Consider the following 16,853-nt stretch of genomic DNA (forward strand, 5'->3'; position numbering starts at 1 on the left):
GGCCCCTCGCGCGGCGGCCGCTCAGCCGAGGGGCCGCCGCCGGTGCTCCGTGAGCCAGAGCGCGGCGAAGTCGACGGCCGCCCGCAGCCTCAGGAGCCTGCACTCCGCCGCGCCCACCCGCCCCGCCCGTACGTCCCCCTCGGCCGCGGCCTCCTCGAACGCCGCGCCCAGGGCCGCGAAGTCCCCGTCGTCCAGGGCCACATCCTCGTACTCCCACCACCGCCGCACCCCACCCGGCGCCACCACGCACCGGTAGGCGCGGCGCGGCGGGCCGGGCGCCCGGTACTCGCCCAGGTGGAACGCCGTACACCTGGCGTAGCCGGTGCCGAGCAGCAGGATCCGGGCGTCCGCCTCGTACAGCCGGGCCAGCGGCGAGTCCTCCCCGAGGTGGCAGTCGGGGCGGTGCCCGGCGAGCAGCCGTCCCGCCCCGGGGCCGAGCGCCGCGAACGAGGTCTGCGGATGCGCGCTGCGCCCGGCCCCCGCCGCCGTCCGCACGGCCTCGGCCAGCGCGCCCATCGACGGCGCGGGCGTCAGCGAGGGGTCGTACGGTTCCATCGAGGCGCGGACGGCTTCCACCGCCCCGGCGTCCAGGCCCCGCACCCGGGCGCGGTAGTGCGGGGAGGTGTCGGAGTTCTCCGGGGTGAAGGAGGGGACCACCACCGTCCCCTCCGGCCCCGCGGCCCGGCGCAGCGCGGCCAGCACGCCCCGCGCGCCGCCCGCCACCGGGCCCACCGACCGCAGCGAGGCGTGCACCAGGAGCACATCGCCGGGCCGTACGCCCAGCGCGGTCAGCGCGGCCGTCAGGCGGGCCCCGTCGCTCACTTCGGTCACCTCGGTCGCGTCGTCCACGGCGGTGATCCTGCCCGCCGCGGAACACGCCCCACACCTGGACCGCACACCTGGACCGCCCGGCCGTCCCGCGCTCCCGGCCCGCCCGGACCGCTCAGGCGGCCCCGCCCAGCCGGGGGAGCTCGATCGCGGGGCAGCGGTCCATGACCATGTCCAGGCCCGCCGCACGGGTCCGCGCGAAGGCGTCCCGGTCCACGACGCCGAGCTGGAACCAGACCGCCTTCGCCCCCGCCGCCACCGCCTCGTCCGCGACGGCGCCGGCCAGCTCGCTGTTGACGAACACGTCCACCACGTCGACCGGGAAGGGGATGTCGGCGAGCGAGGCGTATCCCTGCTCCCCGTGGACCGTCTCGGCCTTCGGGTGCACGGGCACCACCCGCTTGCCGAACCGCCGCAGGACCTCCGCCACGCCGAACGCCGCCCTGGAGCGGTTGCCGGACAGGCCCACCACCGCCCAGGTGTCGCCCGTGTCCTGGAGAATCCGCCTGATCGCCGCGGGATCCGCGTATCCGTCGTTCGCGTGAGTGCCGTCGATGTCCATGCCCGGACAACCGGCGGGCCCCGCCCGATCATTCCCGCCGGGGCCGGCCCGCGCGACGGCGCATAGGGTGGACGGATGCAGGAGCAGTACCGGACCGTCGCCCGCGCGGGTGTGCACGAGAGCGAGATCAACCGATCCCGTTTCCTCTGCTCCCTCGCCCCCGCCGCCACCGAACAGGAGGCGCAGGAGTTCGTCGCCCGCGTCCGCAGGGAGCACCCGACCGCCACCCACAACTGCTACGCCTACGTCATCGGCGCCGACGCCTCCGTGCAGAAGGCGAGCGACGACGGCGAACCCGGCGGCACCGCGGGCGTCCCGATGCTCCAGATGCTGATGCGGCGGGAGGTGCGGTACGTCGCGGCGGTCGTCACCCGCTACTACGGCGGGGTCAAGCTTGGCGCCGGCGGGCTGATCCGGGCGTACGGGGGCGTGGTCGGCGAAGCCCTCGACGCGCTCGGCACCCTCACGCGGCAGCGCTTCCGGCTCGCCACGATCCGGGTCGACCACCAGCGCGCCGGGAAGCTGGAGAACGACCTGCGGGCCACCGGGCGGGACGTCCGCGAGGTCCGGTACGCCGAGGCCGTCACCATCGAGATCGGACTGCCGGACGCCGACGTCGTGCCGTTCACCGGCTGGCTCGCCGACGCCACCGCCGGGACCGCCGCCCTGGAACTCGGCGGTGAGGCGTACGGCGACGTGTGACCGCCGCCGCGCCCGCCGGTCCACGGCCGATGCGGGTTCGGAGGGCCGGCGGCGCTAGCGTGGTCGCTGCCGGACGGCAGGACGGGCCGCCGGCGCGCGGCCCACGGGGTGGAGGACGAGGACGATGCAGGTCAAAAGCGGCGGAGGGACCACGTGAGGCTCCTGCACACCTCGGACTGGCATCTGGGCCGGTCCTTCCACCGCGTCCCCCTGCTCGACGCCCAGGCCGCCTACCTCGACCACCTCGTGGCGACCGTGCGGGAGCGCGAGGTGGACGCGGTCCTCGTCGCGGGCGACGTCTACGACCGGGCCGTTCCGCCGCTCCCCGCCGTCGAGCTGTTCGACCGGGCGCTGCACCGGCTCGCCGCCGAGGGCGTGCCCACCGTCATGATCTCCGGCAACCACGACTCGGCCCGCCGGCTCGGCGTCGGCGCCGGCCTCTTGGAACGGGCCGGCATCCACCTGCGGACCGACCCCGGCAACTGCGCCACCCCCGTCGTCCTCGCCGACGACCACGGAGACGTGGCGTTCTACGGACTGCCCTACCTGGAACCGGCCCTGGCCAAGGACGTCCTGGGAGCCGCCCGGGCCGGGCACGAGGCGGTCCTCACCGCCGCCATGGACCAGGTCCGCGCCGACCTCGCCGCCCGCCCCGCCGGCACCCGCTCCGTCGTCCTCGCCCACGCCTTCGTGGCGGGCGGGGAACCCAGCGACAGCGAACGCGACATCACCGTCGGCGGGATCGCCGCCGTCCCCGCCGGGGTCTTCGACGGCGTCGACTACGTGGCGCTCGGCCACCTCCACGGCTCCCAGCGGGTCACCGACCGGGTCCGCTACTCCGGTTCGCCGCTCGCGTACTCCTTCTCCGAGGCCGCCCACCGCAAGACCATGTGGCTCATCGACCTCGACGGCAACGGGGACATCGCCGCCGAGGAGCGGATCGACTGCCCCGCCGAGCGCCCCCTCGCCCGGCTCCGCGGCCGTCTCGACACGCTGCTGGAGGACCCCGCCTTCGACCGCCACGAGCACGCCTGGGTCGAGGCCACCCTCACCGACCCGGTACGCCCCGCCGACCCGATGGCCCGGCTCGTCCGGCGCTTCCCGCACGCCCTCAGCCTCGTCTTCGACCCCGAGCGGCCGCCGGAGGACCCGGGCACCACCTACGCCGAGCGGCTGAAGGGCCGCGAGGACCACCAGATCGCCGAGGACTTCGTCGCCCACGTCCGCGGCGGCAGCGGCCCGAGCGATCTCGAACGCACCGTGCTGCGCGCCGCGTTCGACGACGTCCGGGTGGACGGGACCGTGCGCGAGGTGTCCCGGTGAGACTGCACCGCCTGAGCATCACCGCCTTCGGTCCGTTCGGAACCACCCAGGAAGTCGATTTCGACGCCCTCTCCTCCGCCGGCCTCTTCCTCCTCCACGGCCCCACCGGCGCGGGCAAGACCTCCGTACTGGACGCTGTCTGCTTCGCCCTGTACGGAGCCGTCCCCGGCGCCCGGCAGAGCCCCGGCGCCTCCCTGCGCAGCGACCACGCGCCCGTGGACCTGCCCACCGAGGTCCAGCTGGAACTGACCGTCGGCGACCGCCGCCTGGAGGTCACCCGCCGCCCCGCCCAGCCCCGCCCCAAGAAGCGCGGCGAGGGCTTCACGCCGGAGAAGGCCCAGAGCCGGCTGCGCGGTCACACACCCGAGCGCGGCTGGCACGCCCTCAGCACGTCGCACCAGGAGATCGGCGAGGAGCTGACCCGGCTCATCGGTATGAGCCGCGACCAGTTCTGCCAGGTCGTGCTGTTGCCCCAGGGCGACTTCGCCCGCTTCCTGCGCGCGGACGCCGAAGCGCGCGGCAAGCTCCTCGGCCGCCTCTTCGACACCCGCCGCTTCGCCGCCGTCGAGGAGCGCCTCGCCCAACTGCGCCGGGACGCCGAGGCCCAGGTCACCGCCGCCGACGAACGGATCCTCGCCCTCGCCCAGCGCACCGCCCAGGCGGCCGGTCCCGCCGGGTCCGAGGCCGCCCCCGTCACCGCCCGCCCCGGAGAACCGGGACTCGCCGGAGCCGTGCTGGAGTGGGCCGCGATCGCCCGCTCCACCGCCCGCGAACGGCTCGACATCGCCCACGGCGCCGTCGCCGCCGCCGAGGACCGGCAGCGCACGGCACGCCTCGCCCTGGACAGGGAACGCGAACTCGCCCGCCTCCAGGCGAGGTTCGAGGAGACCCGGATGCGTCTCGCGACGCTGGAGGAGGGGCGGCCGGAACACGACCGCTGCCAGGAGCGGTTGGAACGCGCCCGGAAGGCCGACCGGGTCGCCCCCGCACTGGAGCTGCGCGACGAGGCCGAGCGGGCCCACCGCCGCGCGTCCGCCGCGCTCGACCGGGCCAGGGCGCAGCTGCCCCCCGACCTCGACGACGCGGGGCCGGACCGGCTCGCCGAGCTGGAACGCCGGTTCCGGCAGGAGCTGGGCGGCCTGGAGTCGGCCCGCCGGGCCGAGGCCCGCAGCCTCGCGATCGACGAGGAACGGGAGTCGCTGGAACGGGAGTCCCGGGCCGACGAGGCGACCGTACGCGACGCCGACGCCTGGCTGGCGGACTGGGACGCCCTCCACGCCGGACTCCGCGAGCGCATCGCGACCGCGCAGGAGGCCGCCACCCGGGCCGAACAGCTCGCCGGGCTCCTCGCGCCGGCCCGCCGCCGGCTGGAGGCCGCCCGCCGCCGCGACCTCCTGACCGCCGAGGTCGATACCGCCCGCCGGGCGCTCGCGGAGGCCCGGGAACGCGCGTCGGACGCCCAGGAGACCTGGCTCGGGCTGCGGGAGCGGCGGCTGCGGGGCATCGCCGCGGAGCTGGCCGCCGGGCTGGTCGCCGGTGTGCCCTGCACCGTCTGCGGATCCGCCGAGCACCCGGCCCCCGCGACCGAAGGCGACGGCCACGTCGACCGGGCCGCCGAGGAGGCCGCCCTCGCCGCCCACCGCGACGCCGAGGAGAGCCGCGCCCGCGCGGAACAGGCCCTCGGAGTCGTCCGCGAACGCCGTGCCGCCGCCCGTGCGGAGGCCCGCGACGCCGCCCCGGAGGCGGGTGCCGCCCCCGGGACCGACGAGGATCCCGGTCCGTCCGTGGACGAACTCCGCTCCACCGTCGAACGGCTGGCCGCCGAGCACGCCGAAGCCCACCGCACCGCCGCCGGTACGCACGCCGCCCGCGAAGCCCTCGACGCCGCGGAACGCGAGCACCGCGAACGCCTGGGCCTTCGCCAGGAGGCCGAACGCCGGGCCGCCGCCCGCACCTCCCGGCGTGAGGCCCTCGACCACGAGCAGACGGTGCTGCGCGGCGACCTCGACGCCGTACGGGGCGAGTTCGGGTCCGTCGCCGCGTACGCGGAACGCCTCACCCGCCGGGTGGCGCTGCTCCAGGAGGCCGCCGAGGCCGTACGTGCCGAACAGGACGCGGCCCGGCGGCGCAAGGAGGCCGACGGCCGGCTCTCCGACGCGGCCTTCCGGGCCGGCTTCGACACCCCGGAGGACGCCGCCTCGGCGCTCCTGGACCCGGCGGCCCAACGCGACCTCCAGCACCGCGTCGACGCCTGGCAGGCCGAGGCCGCCGCGATCGCCGACCGCCGTGCCGAACGCGACGCCCGCGAGGCCGCCGAACAGCCCCCGGCCCGGCCGTCGGCGGCGCGGGACGGGTTCGAGGCGGCGGAACGGGTGGTGCGCGAGGCGTCCGCCGTCCGCGCCGCCGCCGAGGAGCGCTGCGCCGAGCTGGCCCGGCTCTCCCGGCAGGCCGCCGACGAGGTGCGCGAGCTGGGCCCGGTGCGCCGGCAGTACGAGCGGATCGCCCGGCTCGCGGGCCTGGCGGCGGGCACCTCCGCCGACAACGAACGCAAGATGCGCCTGGAGTCCTACGTCCTGGCCGCCCGCCTCGAACAGGTGGCCGCCGCCGCCACCGCGCGGCTGCGGCGGATGTCCTCCGGCCGTTACACGCTGGTCCACTCCGACGCCCGCACCGGCGGCCGCCGGGCCGGGCTCGGACTGCATGTGGTCGACGCCTGGACCGGCAGCGAACGCGACACCGCGACGCTCTCCGGCGGAGAGACGTTCTTCGTCTCGCTGGCCCTCGCGCTGGGCCTCGCCGACGTGGTGACCGAGGAGGCCGGCGGCGTACGCCTGGACACCCTCTTCATCGACGAGGGGTTCGGCAGCCTGGACGACCAGACCCTGGACGACGTGCTCGACGTACTGGACTCCCTGCGGGAGCGCGACCGCAGCGTGGGCATCGTCAGCCACGTGGCCGACCTGCGCCGCCGGATCCCCGCCCGGCTCGAAGTGGTGAAGGAGCGGCAGGGGTCGTCCGTACGCCACCGCCTGTGAGCGGGGCGCGCGGTTCGTCCCCGGCCCGGCCGAAGGCGCGCCCCGCCCGCACTCCGCCACCGGGGCCCGCCCGTGCGGACCGGCGCGGGCGCGCCGGGGCGAGGACCGGTGGCCCCGGCCGTTCGGCGTCGGCCACGGCGGCGGCGGCCTGTTTCGGTGGGGCGCCCGTCCTCCCCGCCGACCGCCCCTCACCGCGGCTGCCGGGACGGCGGAACCCGCCCCCGGGTCAGGGCGCTCCGGCGGCGACCAGGGCGGCGAACAGGTCCCCGGCGTCCGCTCCGGCGGGGAGCCCGCTGACCTGACCGTCGCCGACCTCCACCACCCGCCACGCCCCGTCCTCGCGCAACGCCAGGTCGGTGGTGATCCAGCGCAGCCCCAGACGGCCCACCGCCTCCCGCACGGCGGGGAGTTCGGGGGCCGGGGCCCGGCCGGGGGTGTCCGGATGGGCGGTGGTGAGCACCGCCCGGCCGTCGACCCACCACACCCGCGCCTCACCGCCCGCGACGAACGGTTCGAAGGACCGCAGCACCGGCCCGCCCGTGAGGAAGTCGCCCTGCAGTTCGACGAAACGGCCCACCACGGCCGCCAACTGCTCCCGGTCGCTCAACTCCGGTACGTAGCACGCCTCGTGCCACTCGTGCTTGCGGGATTTCACGTAGTCCTTCACGATGCCGGGCCCCGGCCCCAGGGCCGCCGCGAGGCCGGTCAGCGCCTCGGCGGTGGGCGGTGGAGCCCCCGGGGCGGTGGGGAGCCAGACGCTGCGCGGGGTGAGGTGGGCGAACTCCTCGTACCAGCCGGGGAGTTCATGGGCGCGCCGGTAGCCGGCGGCACCGGTGCGCAGGGTGCAGCCCCGCGAGCCGAGCGCCGCCTCCAGCTCCGCGTACCGGTCGGAGGGGGCCATCCAGCCCCGGTACCAGTACGGTCCGGAGTCCCGCGCGACCCGCGCCACCGCTCCGGCCGCGTCCCCGGCGAGCAGCGCGTCGTGATCGACCAGCGCGATCCGGCCGCCGGCCGCACGCACCGCCGCGACCTCGTCGGCGAACTGCGGATCAGGGCGTGACGCCCTCAACGGGTCGGCGCAGAACAGGAATCCGCTCCGTTCGTCCACGACGGCTTTCCTCCTTCGCCTCCCGCGCCCCCGGGCGGGGCCCCGGCTCGTGCGCACCGTTGCGGCGGGATCAGAGCCGGGACAGCTCGTCCACCAGATCGTCCAGGCCCAGCGAGCCCTGGGAGAGCGCCGCCATGTGCCAGGACTTGAGGTCGAACGCGTCGCCGTGCGCGGCCCGCGCGTTCTCCCGGCCGAGCAGCCAGGCGCGCTCCCCGAGCTTGTACCCGATGGCCTGGCCCGGCATCGACAGGTAGCGGGTCAGCTCGCTCTCCACGAAGTCGGCGGGACGGCCGCTGTGGTCGCCGAAGAACTCCTGGGCCAGCGCGGGAGTCCAGCGCTCGCCCGGGTGGAAGGGGGAGTCCGCCGGGATCTCCAGCTCCAGGTGCATGCCGATGTCGACGATCACCCGGCAGGCGCGCATCATCTGGGCGTCCAGATAGCCGAGCCGGCGCTCCGGGTCGGGCAGGAAGCCCAGCTCGTCCATCAGCCGCTCCGCGTACAGCGCCCAGCCCTCGGCGTTGGCGCTGACCATGCCGATCGACGCCTGGTAGCGGGAGAGGTTTTCGGCCACGTGCGTCCACTGCGCGATCTGCAGGTGGTGGCCGGGAACCCCCTCGTGGTACCAGGTGGAGACCAGGTCGTACACCGGGAAGCGGGTCTCGCCCATGGTGGGCAGCCAGGTGCGGCCGGGACGGGAGAAGTCCTCGGACGGGCCGGTGTAGTACGGTGCGGCGGCCCCGCCGGGCGGCGCGATACGGGACTCCACCTTCCGTACCCGCTCGGCGAGGTCGAAGTGCGTGCCGTCCAGCGCCTCGATCGCCTCGTCCATCAGGCCCTGCAGCCACCCGCGGACCTCTTCCACGCCCTCGATGTGCTCACCGTGCACATCGAGGTGGGCGAGCGCCTCCCAGGGGCCCGCGCCGGGCAGGATCTTCCCGGCCTCGGCCTTCATCTCGGCGAGCAGCCGGTGGTACTCCGACCAGCCGTACGCGTACGCCTCGTCGAGATCCAGGTCGGTGCCGTTGTACAGCCGCGACCAGCGGGCGTAGCGCTCCCGGCCGACCGGGTCCGGGGCCCCCTCGATCGCCGGGGCGTACACGTCGCGCATCCAGTCCCGCAGCGCCAGCACCGAGGCGGTCGCCCGCGCGGCGGCCTCGTCCAGCTCCGCCCGCAGCGAGGCGGGCCCCGGGGCGACGAACTCGGCGAAGAACGCCCGGCCCCCGCCCTCGCCGCCCCACTCCGTGAGCTGTCCGACGAACGTGGCGGTCGCGCGCGGTCCGCCGTACAGCTTGCGCTCCAGGCCGAGCTCCAGCGAGGCGCGGTACCCCTCGTGCGCGGCGGGCACCGCGCGCAGCCGCTCCGCGACCGCCGCCCAGTCCTCGTCCGTGGCGGTGGGCGTGAGCGTGAAGACCTCGGTGATGCTGTGGGCGGGCGACTGCAGGTTGGAGACGGTCCGCAGCCCCTCCTCGGCCTCGTGCACGGCGAGTTCCGCCGTCAGCCGCTCCCGCAGGAGGCGTCCGCAGCGCCGCTCGGCGTCGCTGTCCGCGCCGGGGCGCCGCTCGGCGGCGTCCAGCTCGCGCAGCGTGGCACGGATGAGGTCGGCGGTCGCGGCCTGGCCCGCCGGGGAGAAGTCGGGCAGCCGGCGCGAGCTTTCGGGGACACCCAGGTGGGTGCCGGTGATGGGGTCGAGTTCGATGACCGCGTCGACGTAGGCGTCGGCGACCTGACGGGGCAGCGCGCTGCTCGGAGTGTCTGACATGCGGACATCCTTCTACGGCGGCGGCCCTCCCGTCACCACCGGGACCGTCCGGTGTCCGAACTTTGCCGGTCGGCCGGCGCCCGGGGCCGGCGGCCCGGCCGGTGCGCGGATCCCGCCGGTCAGTTCGCGGCGGGCGGCAGCAGCGGGCCGCACTCCCACTGCTGGAAGATCAGCCGGGTGTCCACCCGGGCCACCTCCCGGCGCGCGGTGAACTCGTCCAGGACCAGCCGCTGCAGATCCGCCGCGTCCGCCACCGCCACCTGCACCAGGTAGTCGTCGGGGCCGGTGAGATGGAACAGCGCCCGCGCTTCCGGCAGCGACCTGATCCGCTCGACGAACGGCCCGATCAACTCCCGGCGGTGCGGCCGCACCTGGACCAGGAGCAACGCCTGGAGCCCCCGGCCGAGCTTCGCCGGATCGAGGCGCAGCCGATCGCCGAGGATCACCCCGCTGCGGCGCAGCCGGGCCACCCGGTCCAGACACGTCGAAGCCGCCACGCCGACCTCGGCCGCGAGCTCGCGGTACGTGGTCCGCGCATCGTTCTGCAGCAGCCGCAGAATGTGCAGGTCCACCGGATCGAGAGCGACGGAATCGGACATGCGGCGAACGTAGCACGGTGATTCACCCCTACGTCCCGGTAGCTGTTCAGAGTGACGGCATGGACGACGAAGTCTCGATGACGCCCCCTGCCACCACCCCGCCCAGGGCCCTCGCCACCGAAGCCGTGCACGCCGGACGCGACGACCTCGCCTCCCTCGGCCTGCACGCCCCGCCGATCGACCTGTCCACCACCTACCCCTCCTACGACTCGCGTGCCGAGGCGATGCGGATCGACGCCTTCGCCGCCACCGGGGCCCGCCCGGACGGGCCGCCGGTCTACGCCCGGCTGGACAACCCCACCACGGGCCGCTTCGAGACGGCGCTCGCCCGACTGGAGGGCGCCGAGAGCGCCGTAGCCTTCGCCAGCGGGATGGCGGCGCTGTCGGCGGTGCTGCTCGCCCGCGCGAGCCGGGGGCTGCGCCACGTCGTCGCGGTCCGGCCGCTCTACGGCTGCAGCGACCATCTGCTCGGCGCCGGACTGCTGGGCACCGAGGTGACCTGGACCGACCCGGCGGGCGTCGCCGACGCCATCCGCCCGGACACCGGGCTGGTGATGATCGAGACCCCGGCCAACCCGACGCTGGCCGAGATCGACGTCCGGGCCGTCGCCCACGCCTGCGGGACCGTGCCGCTGCTGGTGGACAACACCTTCGCCACCCCCGTCCTGCAGCGGCCCCTGGACGAGGGGGCGCGGATCGTCCTGCACAGCGCCACCAAGTACCTCGGCGGCCACGGTGACGTCATGGGCGGCGTGGTCGCCTGCGACGAGGAGTTCGCCGCCGTGCTGCGGCAGGTGCGGTTCGCCACCGGCGGAGTGCTGCATCCGCTGGCCGGTTATCTGCTGCTGCGCGGGCTGTCCACGCTTCCGGTACGCGTCCGGGCGGCCTCGGCCAGCGCAGCCGAACTCGTGCGCAGGCTCACCGCCGACCCGCGGGTCGCCCGCGTGCACTACCCGCGGATCGGCGGCGCGATGGTCTCCTTCGAGGTGTACGGGGATCCGCACCGGGTGATCGCCGGGGTGCGGCTCATCACCCCCGCGGTCAGCCTCGGCAGCGTCGACTCGCTGATCCAGCACCCGGCCTCCATCAGCCACCGCATCGTGGAGGAGGGGGACCGGCGGGCCTCCGGGGTCGGCGACCGGCTGCTGCGGATGTCGGTCGGCCTGGAGGACGTCGAGGACCTGTGGGCCGATCTGTGCCAGGCGCTCAGTGACGGGTCCGTTCCGCCGGTGCGGACGGCCGACCGGCCTGTTCGGGCGTCAGCCGGGCGGTGATGACGAGCGTGCCCTCCTCGATCTGGTAGTCGAGGGGCAGCTCCAGCGCCCGCATCGCCGCCACCATGCCGGTGTTGCGGGACTGCGTCACCGCGTACACGCTGTCGCAGCCCGCTTCCCCGGCCATCGCCACCAGTCGGGCGAGCAGTTCGGAGCCGATGCCGCGGCGCTGCCACTCGTCCTCCACGAGGAGGGCGACCTCGGTCTCGTCCCCGTCCCACAGGAGGTGGCCCAGCGCCACCACCTTGCCGGAAGCCGTCCGCACCGCCAGGGTGCGGCCGAAGCGGGGGTTGAGCAGGTGGTCGAGGTAGCGGTCGGCGTCCTTGACGGGGCCGTGGTAGCGCAGCCCCAGGGTGCGCTGCGAGCAGCGGTCGTGCAGGGCGCGGGCGGCGGCGAGATCGCCGCGGTCCGCGCGGCGCACGGTGATCTCGCCGCCCTCGGGCAGGGTGAGGACGTCCGCGCCGCGCGGCATCCGGGGACCGAGCCGCGCGTCCAGCTCGACCAGGGCGCGGGCCCGCGCGAACTCGGTGGGCGTGAACGGCAGGTAGGGCCGCTCGACGGAGATGACGCCGCCGGACGGATCCCGCAGACGCATCACCGTCCCCTCCAGCACGCCTTCGACCGGGGCGCTCTGCCCGGTCTCCCGGCCGGTGACGGAGACGGCGGGCAGCGAGTGGATCGTGCACCGTCCCAGCAACTGGCGAAGAGACAGCGGTAGTTCGGCCGAGTCCAGCGCCGTCCGGGTGGCCAGTGACAGCACCCGGGCCGGGGTGTCGACCAGATCGTGGGCGTCCGCCCGCTCGATCCAGGTGGACGTGCCGCCCGCGGCCGCGACCTCCCGGGACAGCTCCTGCGCCGGGAGCGGGGCCGGGGCCCGGAGCAGGAACTCGTCCACGGTCCCCTGCGCCAGCGGGTGCGTCTGGAGGGTGAGGATGTCCACTCCCAGCCCGGAGAGGGTCAGGCACAGGGCGGCCAGGCTGCCCGGGGCGTCGTGCACCGTCGTCCGGAGCCGCCACAGCACGGTCTCCTCGGCGCCGGTGAGCCCGTCCGCCCGCTCGCTCCCCGCCCCGCTCCGGGCCCCGGCCCCCGCGGGTGCTTCTCCTCCGCCGGATCCGGCGGGCCCCGGGCCCGGTGGCTCCGGCGGAGGAGCGTGACCGTGGCGCCGGGCCCACCACGTGTGGAACGCGGCCGTGGCCACCAGTACCACCGCCGACGCCATGAGCAGGAAAGGCCCGTCCGGCTGGTGCCCGATCAGATGGGCGATCGCGTCGGCCACGGCCACGGCGGTGAACAGGGCGGCCAGTTCGATCAGGTCCCGCCGCCAGTGGTGCGGACGGCGGGTGCTCTTCGCGGAGGTCACATCAGTCATGTCCTCACTGTGAAGGACCGGTGTTGCCTGATCACGAACGATGTGTGACTGATGGGTTACGCGTCGATCTGGTCGCCTATCGTTGCTTTCGGTCAGAATTCGACACGCTGACCTGCCCGGGCGACCGGGCCCCCCTTCAGGCGGACCCGTCCGGGAACACGGCGAGCAGCCGGGCCGCCTGGCGGACCGTCTGGGACGAGCCCTTGCGCGCCGCCGTCCGCGCCAGCCCCGTTATCGGCTCGATTTCCCGCGTACCGCAGCGCTCGGCGCATCCGGCCGCCACGGACAGCAGGTCGCCGAGTCCCCGGGGCGTCTTCTCGTACGCCAGGAGGCGGGGCAGCATCGCGGCCAGTACGGTCAGCACCGTCCGGTGGGCGCCGGTGTCGGCCGCCGTGCCGAGCGCGTCCGCAGCACGGTTCACCTTCACCAGGTCGCGGTCGACCAGGATCGCCAGCTCCCGTCCGAGCAGGGCCCCGTCGAGCCGGTCCCGCGCTGCCAGCACCAGCAGGGCGTCCACCGCCGCCGTCCGGTCCTCCGCGTGCCGGGCGCCGAGCGCGTAGGCCAGGGCGAGATGGGTCGCCCCGCCCGTCTCGCCCGTGCTCTCGACCAGGGCCGGCAGGAAGCCGACGGCCCCCCGCTGCCCCTCGTCGGCGGCGAACAGCAGGTCCGGCAGCAGCCAGGCGGCCAGCGCCTCCGGGTCCTCGGGCAGGGTGGCCGTCCAGTGCGAGGACCGTTCCGGCCCCCAGTGGTAGCACTCCCGGGCCCGGGGAGGCTGGGCCCGGCCCAGCCAGTGGAACGCTTTCGGGAACTCGCGCAGGATCACCGACCGCTCCCGGGTCGCCAGGAGCACCCGGCGTTCCCCGGTCGTCGTCCGCTGCCACCAGCCGGCCGCCTCGGGACGGGAGACGGTGGACGCCGGATGCCGCAGCACCGGGGCCACCGGCTCATCGGCCCGGATCCAGGCGGCCAGCCGGTCGCCCTCCGCGGTGCCCAGCGCCTCGGCCGCGGCGGCGGCCTCTGCTCCCTCGGGGCCTCCGCCCCGGCGCACCCGCAGCAGGGCCTGGGCGAAGTCGGCGGGGCCCGGAGCGGCTCCCGACTCCCCGTAGATCCGCAGCCGCTCCACCAGCTCGGCCGCCTCCAGCGCCCCGGTGTGCCAGGTCGGCGTGGCCAGCAGGAAGGGGACCCGCCGCTCGGCTGCCGCCTCGGCCGCCTCCCACGCCCGGTCGAGCAGCACCCCGTTCAACGCGGCGTGCGCGCAGGCGTCCGACCCCGTCACCACCGCCTTCGCCCGCCACGCGACCCGGTCCCGTTCCGACACCAGGCCGAGCAGCGATGCCACCACGACGGAGAGCCCGTGCGAGGTCGAGACGGCGCGCGGATCGACCATGTAGGGCGAGAGCCCGTGCTCGACGAAGTGAACCCCGGCCAGCGCCTCCCGCAGTGCCTCCGTCAGCTCCTCCCGGTCCGTCCCGGCCAGCCGGACGAGGCCGTCGAGCGCCCGCTCGAAGCCGGTGATCCCGGCCGGGACGTCCAGGAGGGCCGACGACGGGATCCAGCGCTCCGACGCATGCGCCTTCACCCGGGCGGCCACCTCCTCGACCAGCTCGGCCACCGTCTCAGGCGCGGGCTCCTGCCGCCGCGGCGTCGGCGCGGGCGGCAGGAACTCCTCGTACGCCCCGGCCGGCTCGTGCTCCAGGACGTCCCCGAACAGCGCGGCGACCGTCTCCCGGTGCATCGGCCCCAACTGCGCGGCGGCCGACGCCAACCGCTCCCGCGTCCCCGGGCCGGTGGCACGGGGGAGATACCGGGCCACCAGCTTCAGCGCCCGCTCCTGGACGTCGATCGCCTCGTGGCCGAACGCCTCGGCCACCGCCACCAGCAGGTCGTCCGCCGTCGACGGATCCCGGCGCAGCACCTTGCCCAGCAGCGTCAGCTGGGCCCGCACCAGTTTCTTCTCGCTGCGGAAGAGCACCGCCCCCGACGCCTCCGCCAGCGCCCGGACCGTCAACACGCCCCGCTCGTCGAGCCGTACGAGCACCTGCTGGGCGTGCGAGGCGACCGGCGCGATCCCGTCCGCCGCCATCGCCGTCCAGTCCCGCAGATGCCGCTCCTCCTCCTCGTCCGTCGCTCCCAGCCGCACCAGCACGGCCAGGAAGAACCGCTGGTCGACGGATCTGCCCCCGCGCATCAGCCGGGTCACACAGCGCTCCACCAGGTGCGCCCGGTCCAGCAGCCCGTCGTCGACCAGTGCGCACACCGCCCCCGGCCAGTGGTCCCGGGACTCCGCGACGTCGTGGAAGTCGACCTGCGGCGGCAGCTCCGGCATCTCGAACAACCGGGCCGCCAGCACGGGGGAGTGCGGATCGTCCCGCAGGACGTCGGCCAGCGAACGGCGGGTCCGGCCGTGCCAGCGCCCTGCCGCGGCCAGCTCCGTCCAGCCCACCACCAGGTTGTCGGCGGCGGGGAGCGGTACCCCGGCGGTCCGCGCCAACTCGCAGACGAAGGTGTACTCCGTGTCGGAAAGGGCCGCGCGCACGGCGAACCGGCGGGCGAGGTCCCCCAGCCACGCCGGATCGCGGTCCTTGAGCGACGCGAGGATCAGGGGGTACGGGGAACGGCCCCAGTCCCGCAGGTCACGGCCTCCGATCCAGGCGGCGCACGCCGCCGCCCCGGTGTGGCAGCCCGCACCCGCCACCAGCAGTCCCTTGCGGATCCTGTCCCGCCGCCGCCAGTCCCAGCCGCGCGCCTCCTTGCGCAGTTCCTTCAGCTCGGCGAGCGCGGCGCGGCGGCCCGGCCGGTCCAGGGCGAGCACCAGCGGCGGCACCTCGTGGTGACGGCCGTCCCGAACGGCGGTGAGCAGCTCGTTCATCGCACGCCTCCGACGACCGTCGTGCCCCGCACGCTGCCGGCGGCTGTCGCGCCCCGGCGCACCATGCGGACCGCGAGCGCGTGTTTGCAGGGCCCCCGCCGCCCCCGGTAGTCCGCCCACCACTGGCACGTGCAACCGAACTCCGTCCCGGTCTCCCGCACCTGGTAGCGGCGGTCCCCCGAGACGACCGTCGCCCGCGGACCGTCGAGCGTCACCGCGCCCTCACCGGCCAGGCGGCGCGCCGCCACGAGACGCGGATTGTGCCGCTCCGCCCGGTCCGCGTCGTACGGCAGCTCCCGGTGGAAGTACGCCGCGTCCGCCAGGTCGTAGCCGACCCGGCCGGCCGTGCCGAGCCGGGTCAGCGCGGCTCGCACCCGCTCCACGTCCAGCCCCGCCTGTTCGGCCAGCGCGGCCGGTTCGATCCGGGGCTCCCAGGCGAGGAGCACCGACACCAGCTCGGCGTCGGCCGCCGCCTCGTCGGTGGCCAGCGCCTCCAGGACGCCGCCCTCGCCCGAAAAACCCCGCGCGGAGTCGGGGGAGAGCGTCAGTGTCAGCCGCATCCCGGGCAGCTCCACCTCCCAGGCGCTCGCCGCCGCCGCACCGTCGGCCACCGGCCCGTACACCCGCAGGGCCGTCGCATCACGCAGCACCCGCTGCAACGCCACCAACCGCTCCGGACCCGGCAGGCACACCGCGCCCGGCACCGGTCGGGTCGTCGGCCGCAGCGAGCCGCCCGCCGCCACCACCCACCGGGCGCCCCGCCCCGCACGGCCCGAGGAGGGGGTACGCGGCAGCGACCGCAGGAACGCCACGGCCTGCGCGGCCGTCAGCTCCGCCCGCAGGTCGAACCCGGCCGAGGCGACCTGCGCCTCCGCGAAACCGCGCAGCCACCGGTCCGGCAGCGGCACCTTCTTCTCCACCACCGGACCGTCCAGCGTGGTCACCGCCATCTCCTGCGGGCCCACCCGCAGATGCAGCGGATCGTCCGAGGTGAGCCGTGAAAGCGCCTCCCGCAGCGGGGCGTTCACGTCCACGTTCGTCGTCCCGTGGCCGGTCTCCTGCCCGCCCAGTCCGTCCCGCAGCACATCGAGCCGGGCATACACCCCGCAGCAGCCCGAGAACGACTCGAACCGCAGCCGGTCCCCGTTTCCCGTCACCACCGGGTCCAGCGAAGCGGGGAGCGTGCGCTGGTAGTAGCGGGCGGCGGCCACGTCCGCCACCGCCAGCAGCCCGCGCGCCGCTGTGCGCGGACCGGTGAGGAAACCCGAGAAGAACCGCGGGTGCGCCTCCACCCCGCGCGGGGTGTGGCCCCCTGCGGTCTCCAGACCGAGGGAGGGCCCCGCCTGTGAGGAATCAAGGGAGGAAGGGCGTGCGTAGGCCAGGGCCTGAACGGATCGCGTCATGAAAAAAGCGTAGGACCCGCCA

The 16,853-nt window shown here is 75.6% G+C and carries 12 protein-coding genes; 4 read left to right on the plus strand and 8 right to left on the minus strand.

Annotation, left to right across the window (positions count from 1 at the left end; genetic code table 11):
• Positions 1–21 precede the first annotated feature (21 nt).
• Both AMK24_RS21155 and AMK24_RS21160 read right to left on the minus strand, forming a co-directional pair.
• Positions 22–849 (minus strand): aminoglycoside N(3)-acetyltransferase, encoded by an 828-nt coding sequence (locus AMK24_RS21155; protein ID WP_073770389.1) that lies wholly within the window; start codon positions 847–849, stop codon positions 22–24.
• A 94-nt stretch (positions 850–943) separates the two neighbouring features.
• Complete coding sequence (locus tag AMK24_RS21160) at positions 944–1,390, minus strand: CoA-binding protein (protein WP_073770390.1); 447 nt, start codon at positions 1,388–1,390, stop codon at positions 944–946.
• A gap of 75 nt (positions 1,391–1,465) precedes the next feature.
• Here AMK24_RS21160 and AMK24_RS21165 point away from each other — a divergent pair, with 75 nt between their 5' ends.
• From AMK24_RS21165 to AMK24_RS21175, 3 genes are all read left to right on the plus strand, one after another.
• Entirely contained in the window at positions 1,466–2,092 is a 627-nt protein-coding gene (locus AMK24_RS21165; RefSeq protein WP_073770391.1) for a YigZ family protein, read from the plus strand.
• Positions 2,093–2,245: 153 nt separating this feature from the next.
• Positions 2,246–3,415 carry an exonuclease SbcCD subunit D gene (locus tag AMK24_RS21170; protein ID WP_073770392.1) on the plus strand — a complete coding sequence of 390 codons (1,170 nt, stop codon included), beginning with the start codon at positions 2,246–2,248 and terminating at the stop codon, positions 3,413–3,415.
• Positions 3,412–6,450 (plus strand): AAA family ATPase, encoded by a 3,039-nt coding sequence (locus tag AMK24_RS21175; RefSeq protein ID WP_073770393.1) that lies wholly within the window; start codon positions 3,412–3,414, stop codon positions 6,448–6,450. The genes AMK24_RS21170 and AMK24_RS21175 overlap by 4 nt, the downstream gene beginning before the upstream one ends.
• 226 nt (positions 6,451–6,676) lie before the next feature.
• On the opposite strand, the gene AMK24_RS21180 is transcribed toward AMK24_RS21175, so the two are convergent.
• The 3 genes from AMK24_RS21180 to AMK24_RS21190 form a co-directional block, all read right to left on the minus strand.
• Positions 6,677–7,558, minus strand: a complete 882-nt coding sequence (locus tag AMK24_RS21180) for an ATP-grasp domain-containing protein (protein WP_073770394.1) — start codon at positions 7,556–7,558, stop codon at positions 6,677–6,679.
• A 70-nt stretch (positions 7,559–7,628) separates the two neighbouring features.
• Complete coding sequence (locus AMK24_RS21185; RefSeq protein ID WP_073770395.1) at positions 7,629–9,317, minus strand: DUF885 domain-containing protein; 1,689 nt, start codon at positions 9,315–9,317, stop codon at positions 7,629–7,631.
• A gap of 119 nt (positions 9,318–9,436) precedes the next feature.
• Positions 9,437–9,916, minus strand: coding sequence for an Lrp/AsnC family transcriptional regulator (locus AMK24_RS21190; protein ID WP_073770396.1), 480 nt, complete (start codon positions 9,914–9,916; stop codon positions 9,437–9,439).
• A gap of 59 nt (positions 9,917–9,975) precedes the next feature.
• Between AMK24_RS21190 and AMK24_RS21195 the strand changes: the two genes are divergently transcribed.
• A complete protein-coding gene (locus tag AMK24_RS21195) occupies positions 9,976–11,190 on the plus strand; it encodes a trans-sulfuration enzyme family protein (RefSeq protein ID WP_073770397.1) in 1,215 nt (404 codons plus the stop codon).
• Here the strand turns inward: AMK24_RS21195 and AMK24_RS21200 are convergent.
• The 3 genes from AMK24_RS21200 to AMK24_RS21210 form a co-directional block, all read right to left on the minus strand.
• Positions 11,123–12,550, minus strand: coding sequence for a GNAT family N-acetyltransferase (locus AMK24_RS21200; protein ID WP_073770398.1), 1,428 nt, complete (start codon positions 12,548–12,550; stop codon positions 11,123–11,125). The two genes, AMK24_RS21195 and AMK24_RS21200, sit on opposite strands and share 68 nt — an antisense overlap.
• A 145-nt stretch (positions 12,551–12,695) precedes the next feature.
• On the minus strand, positions 12,696–15,428 hold the full coding sequence (locus AMK24_RS21205; RefSeq protein ID WP_073770399.1) for a DUF7825 domain-containing protein: 2,733 nt from the start codon (positions 15,426–15,428) through the stop codon (positions 12,696–12,698).
• Positions 15,425–16,831: an SWIM zinc finger family protein gene (locus tag AMK24_RS21210; protein ID WP_073770400.1), complete on the minus strand. Its 1,407-nt coding sequence runs from the start codon at positions 16,829–16,831 to the stop codon at positions 15,425–15,427. The genes AMK24_RS21205 and AMK24_RS21210 overlap by 4 nt, the downstream gene beginning before the upstream one ends.
• Between the last annotated feature and the right edge of the window lie 22 nt (positions 16,832–16,853).

Source organism: Streptomyces sp. CB02366 (assembly GCF_001905905.1).
In the GTDB taxonomy this organism is placed as follows: domain Bacteria; phylum Actinomycetota; class Actinomycetes; order Streptomycetales; family Streptomycetaceae; genus Streptomyces.

Excerpts from the sequence above, each read along its gene's own strand:
- AMK24_RS21190 (WP_073770396.1), bottom strand. The coding sequence starts at position 9,916 with ATGTCCGATTCCGTCGCTCTCGATCCGGTGGACCTGCACATTCTGCGG.
- AMK24_RS21195 (WP_073770397.1), top strand. The coding sequence starts at position 9,976 with ATGGACGACGAAGTCTCGATGACGCCCCCTGCCACCACCCCGCCCAGG.
- AMK24_RS21185 (WP_073770395.1), bottom strand. The coding sequence starts at position 9,317 with ATGTCAGACACTCCGAGCAGCGCGCTGCCCCGTCAGGTCGCCGACGCC.
- AMK24_RS21210 (WP_073770400.1), bottom strand. The coding sequence starts at position 16,831 with ATGACGCGATCCGTTCAGGCCCTGGCCTACGCACGCCCTTCCTCCCTT.
- AMK24_RS21160 (WP_073770390.1), bottom strand. The coding sequence starts at position 1,390 with ATGGACATCGACGGCACTCACGCGAACGACGGATACGCGGATCCCGCG.
- AMK24_RS21165 (WP_073770391.1), top strand. The coding sequence starts at position 1,466 with ATGCAGGAGCAGTACCGGACCGTCGCCCGCGCGGGTGTGCACGAGAGC.
- AMK24_RS21205 (WP_073770399.1), bottom strand. The coding sequence starts at position 15,428 with ATGAACGAGCTGCTCACCGCCGTTCGGGACGGCCGTCACCACGAGGTG.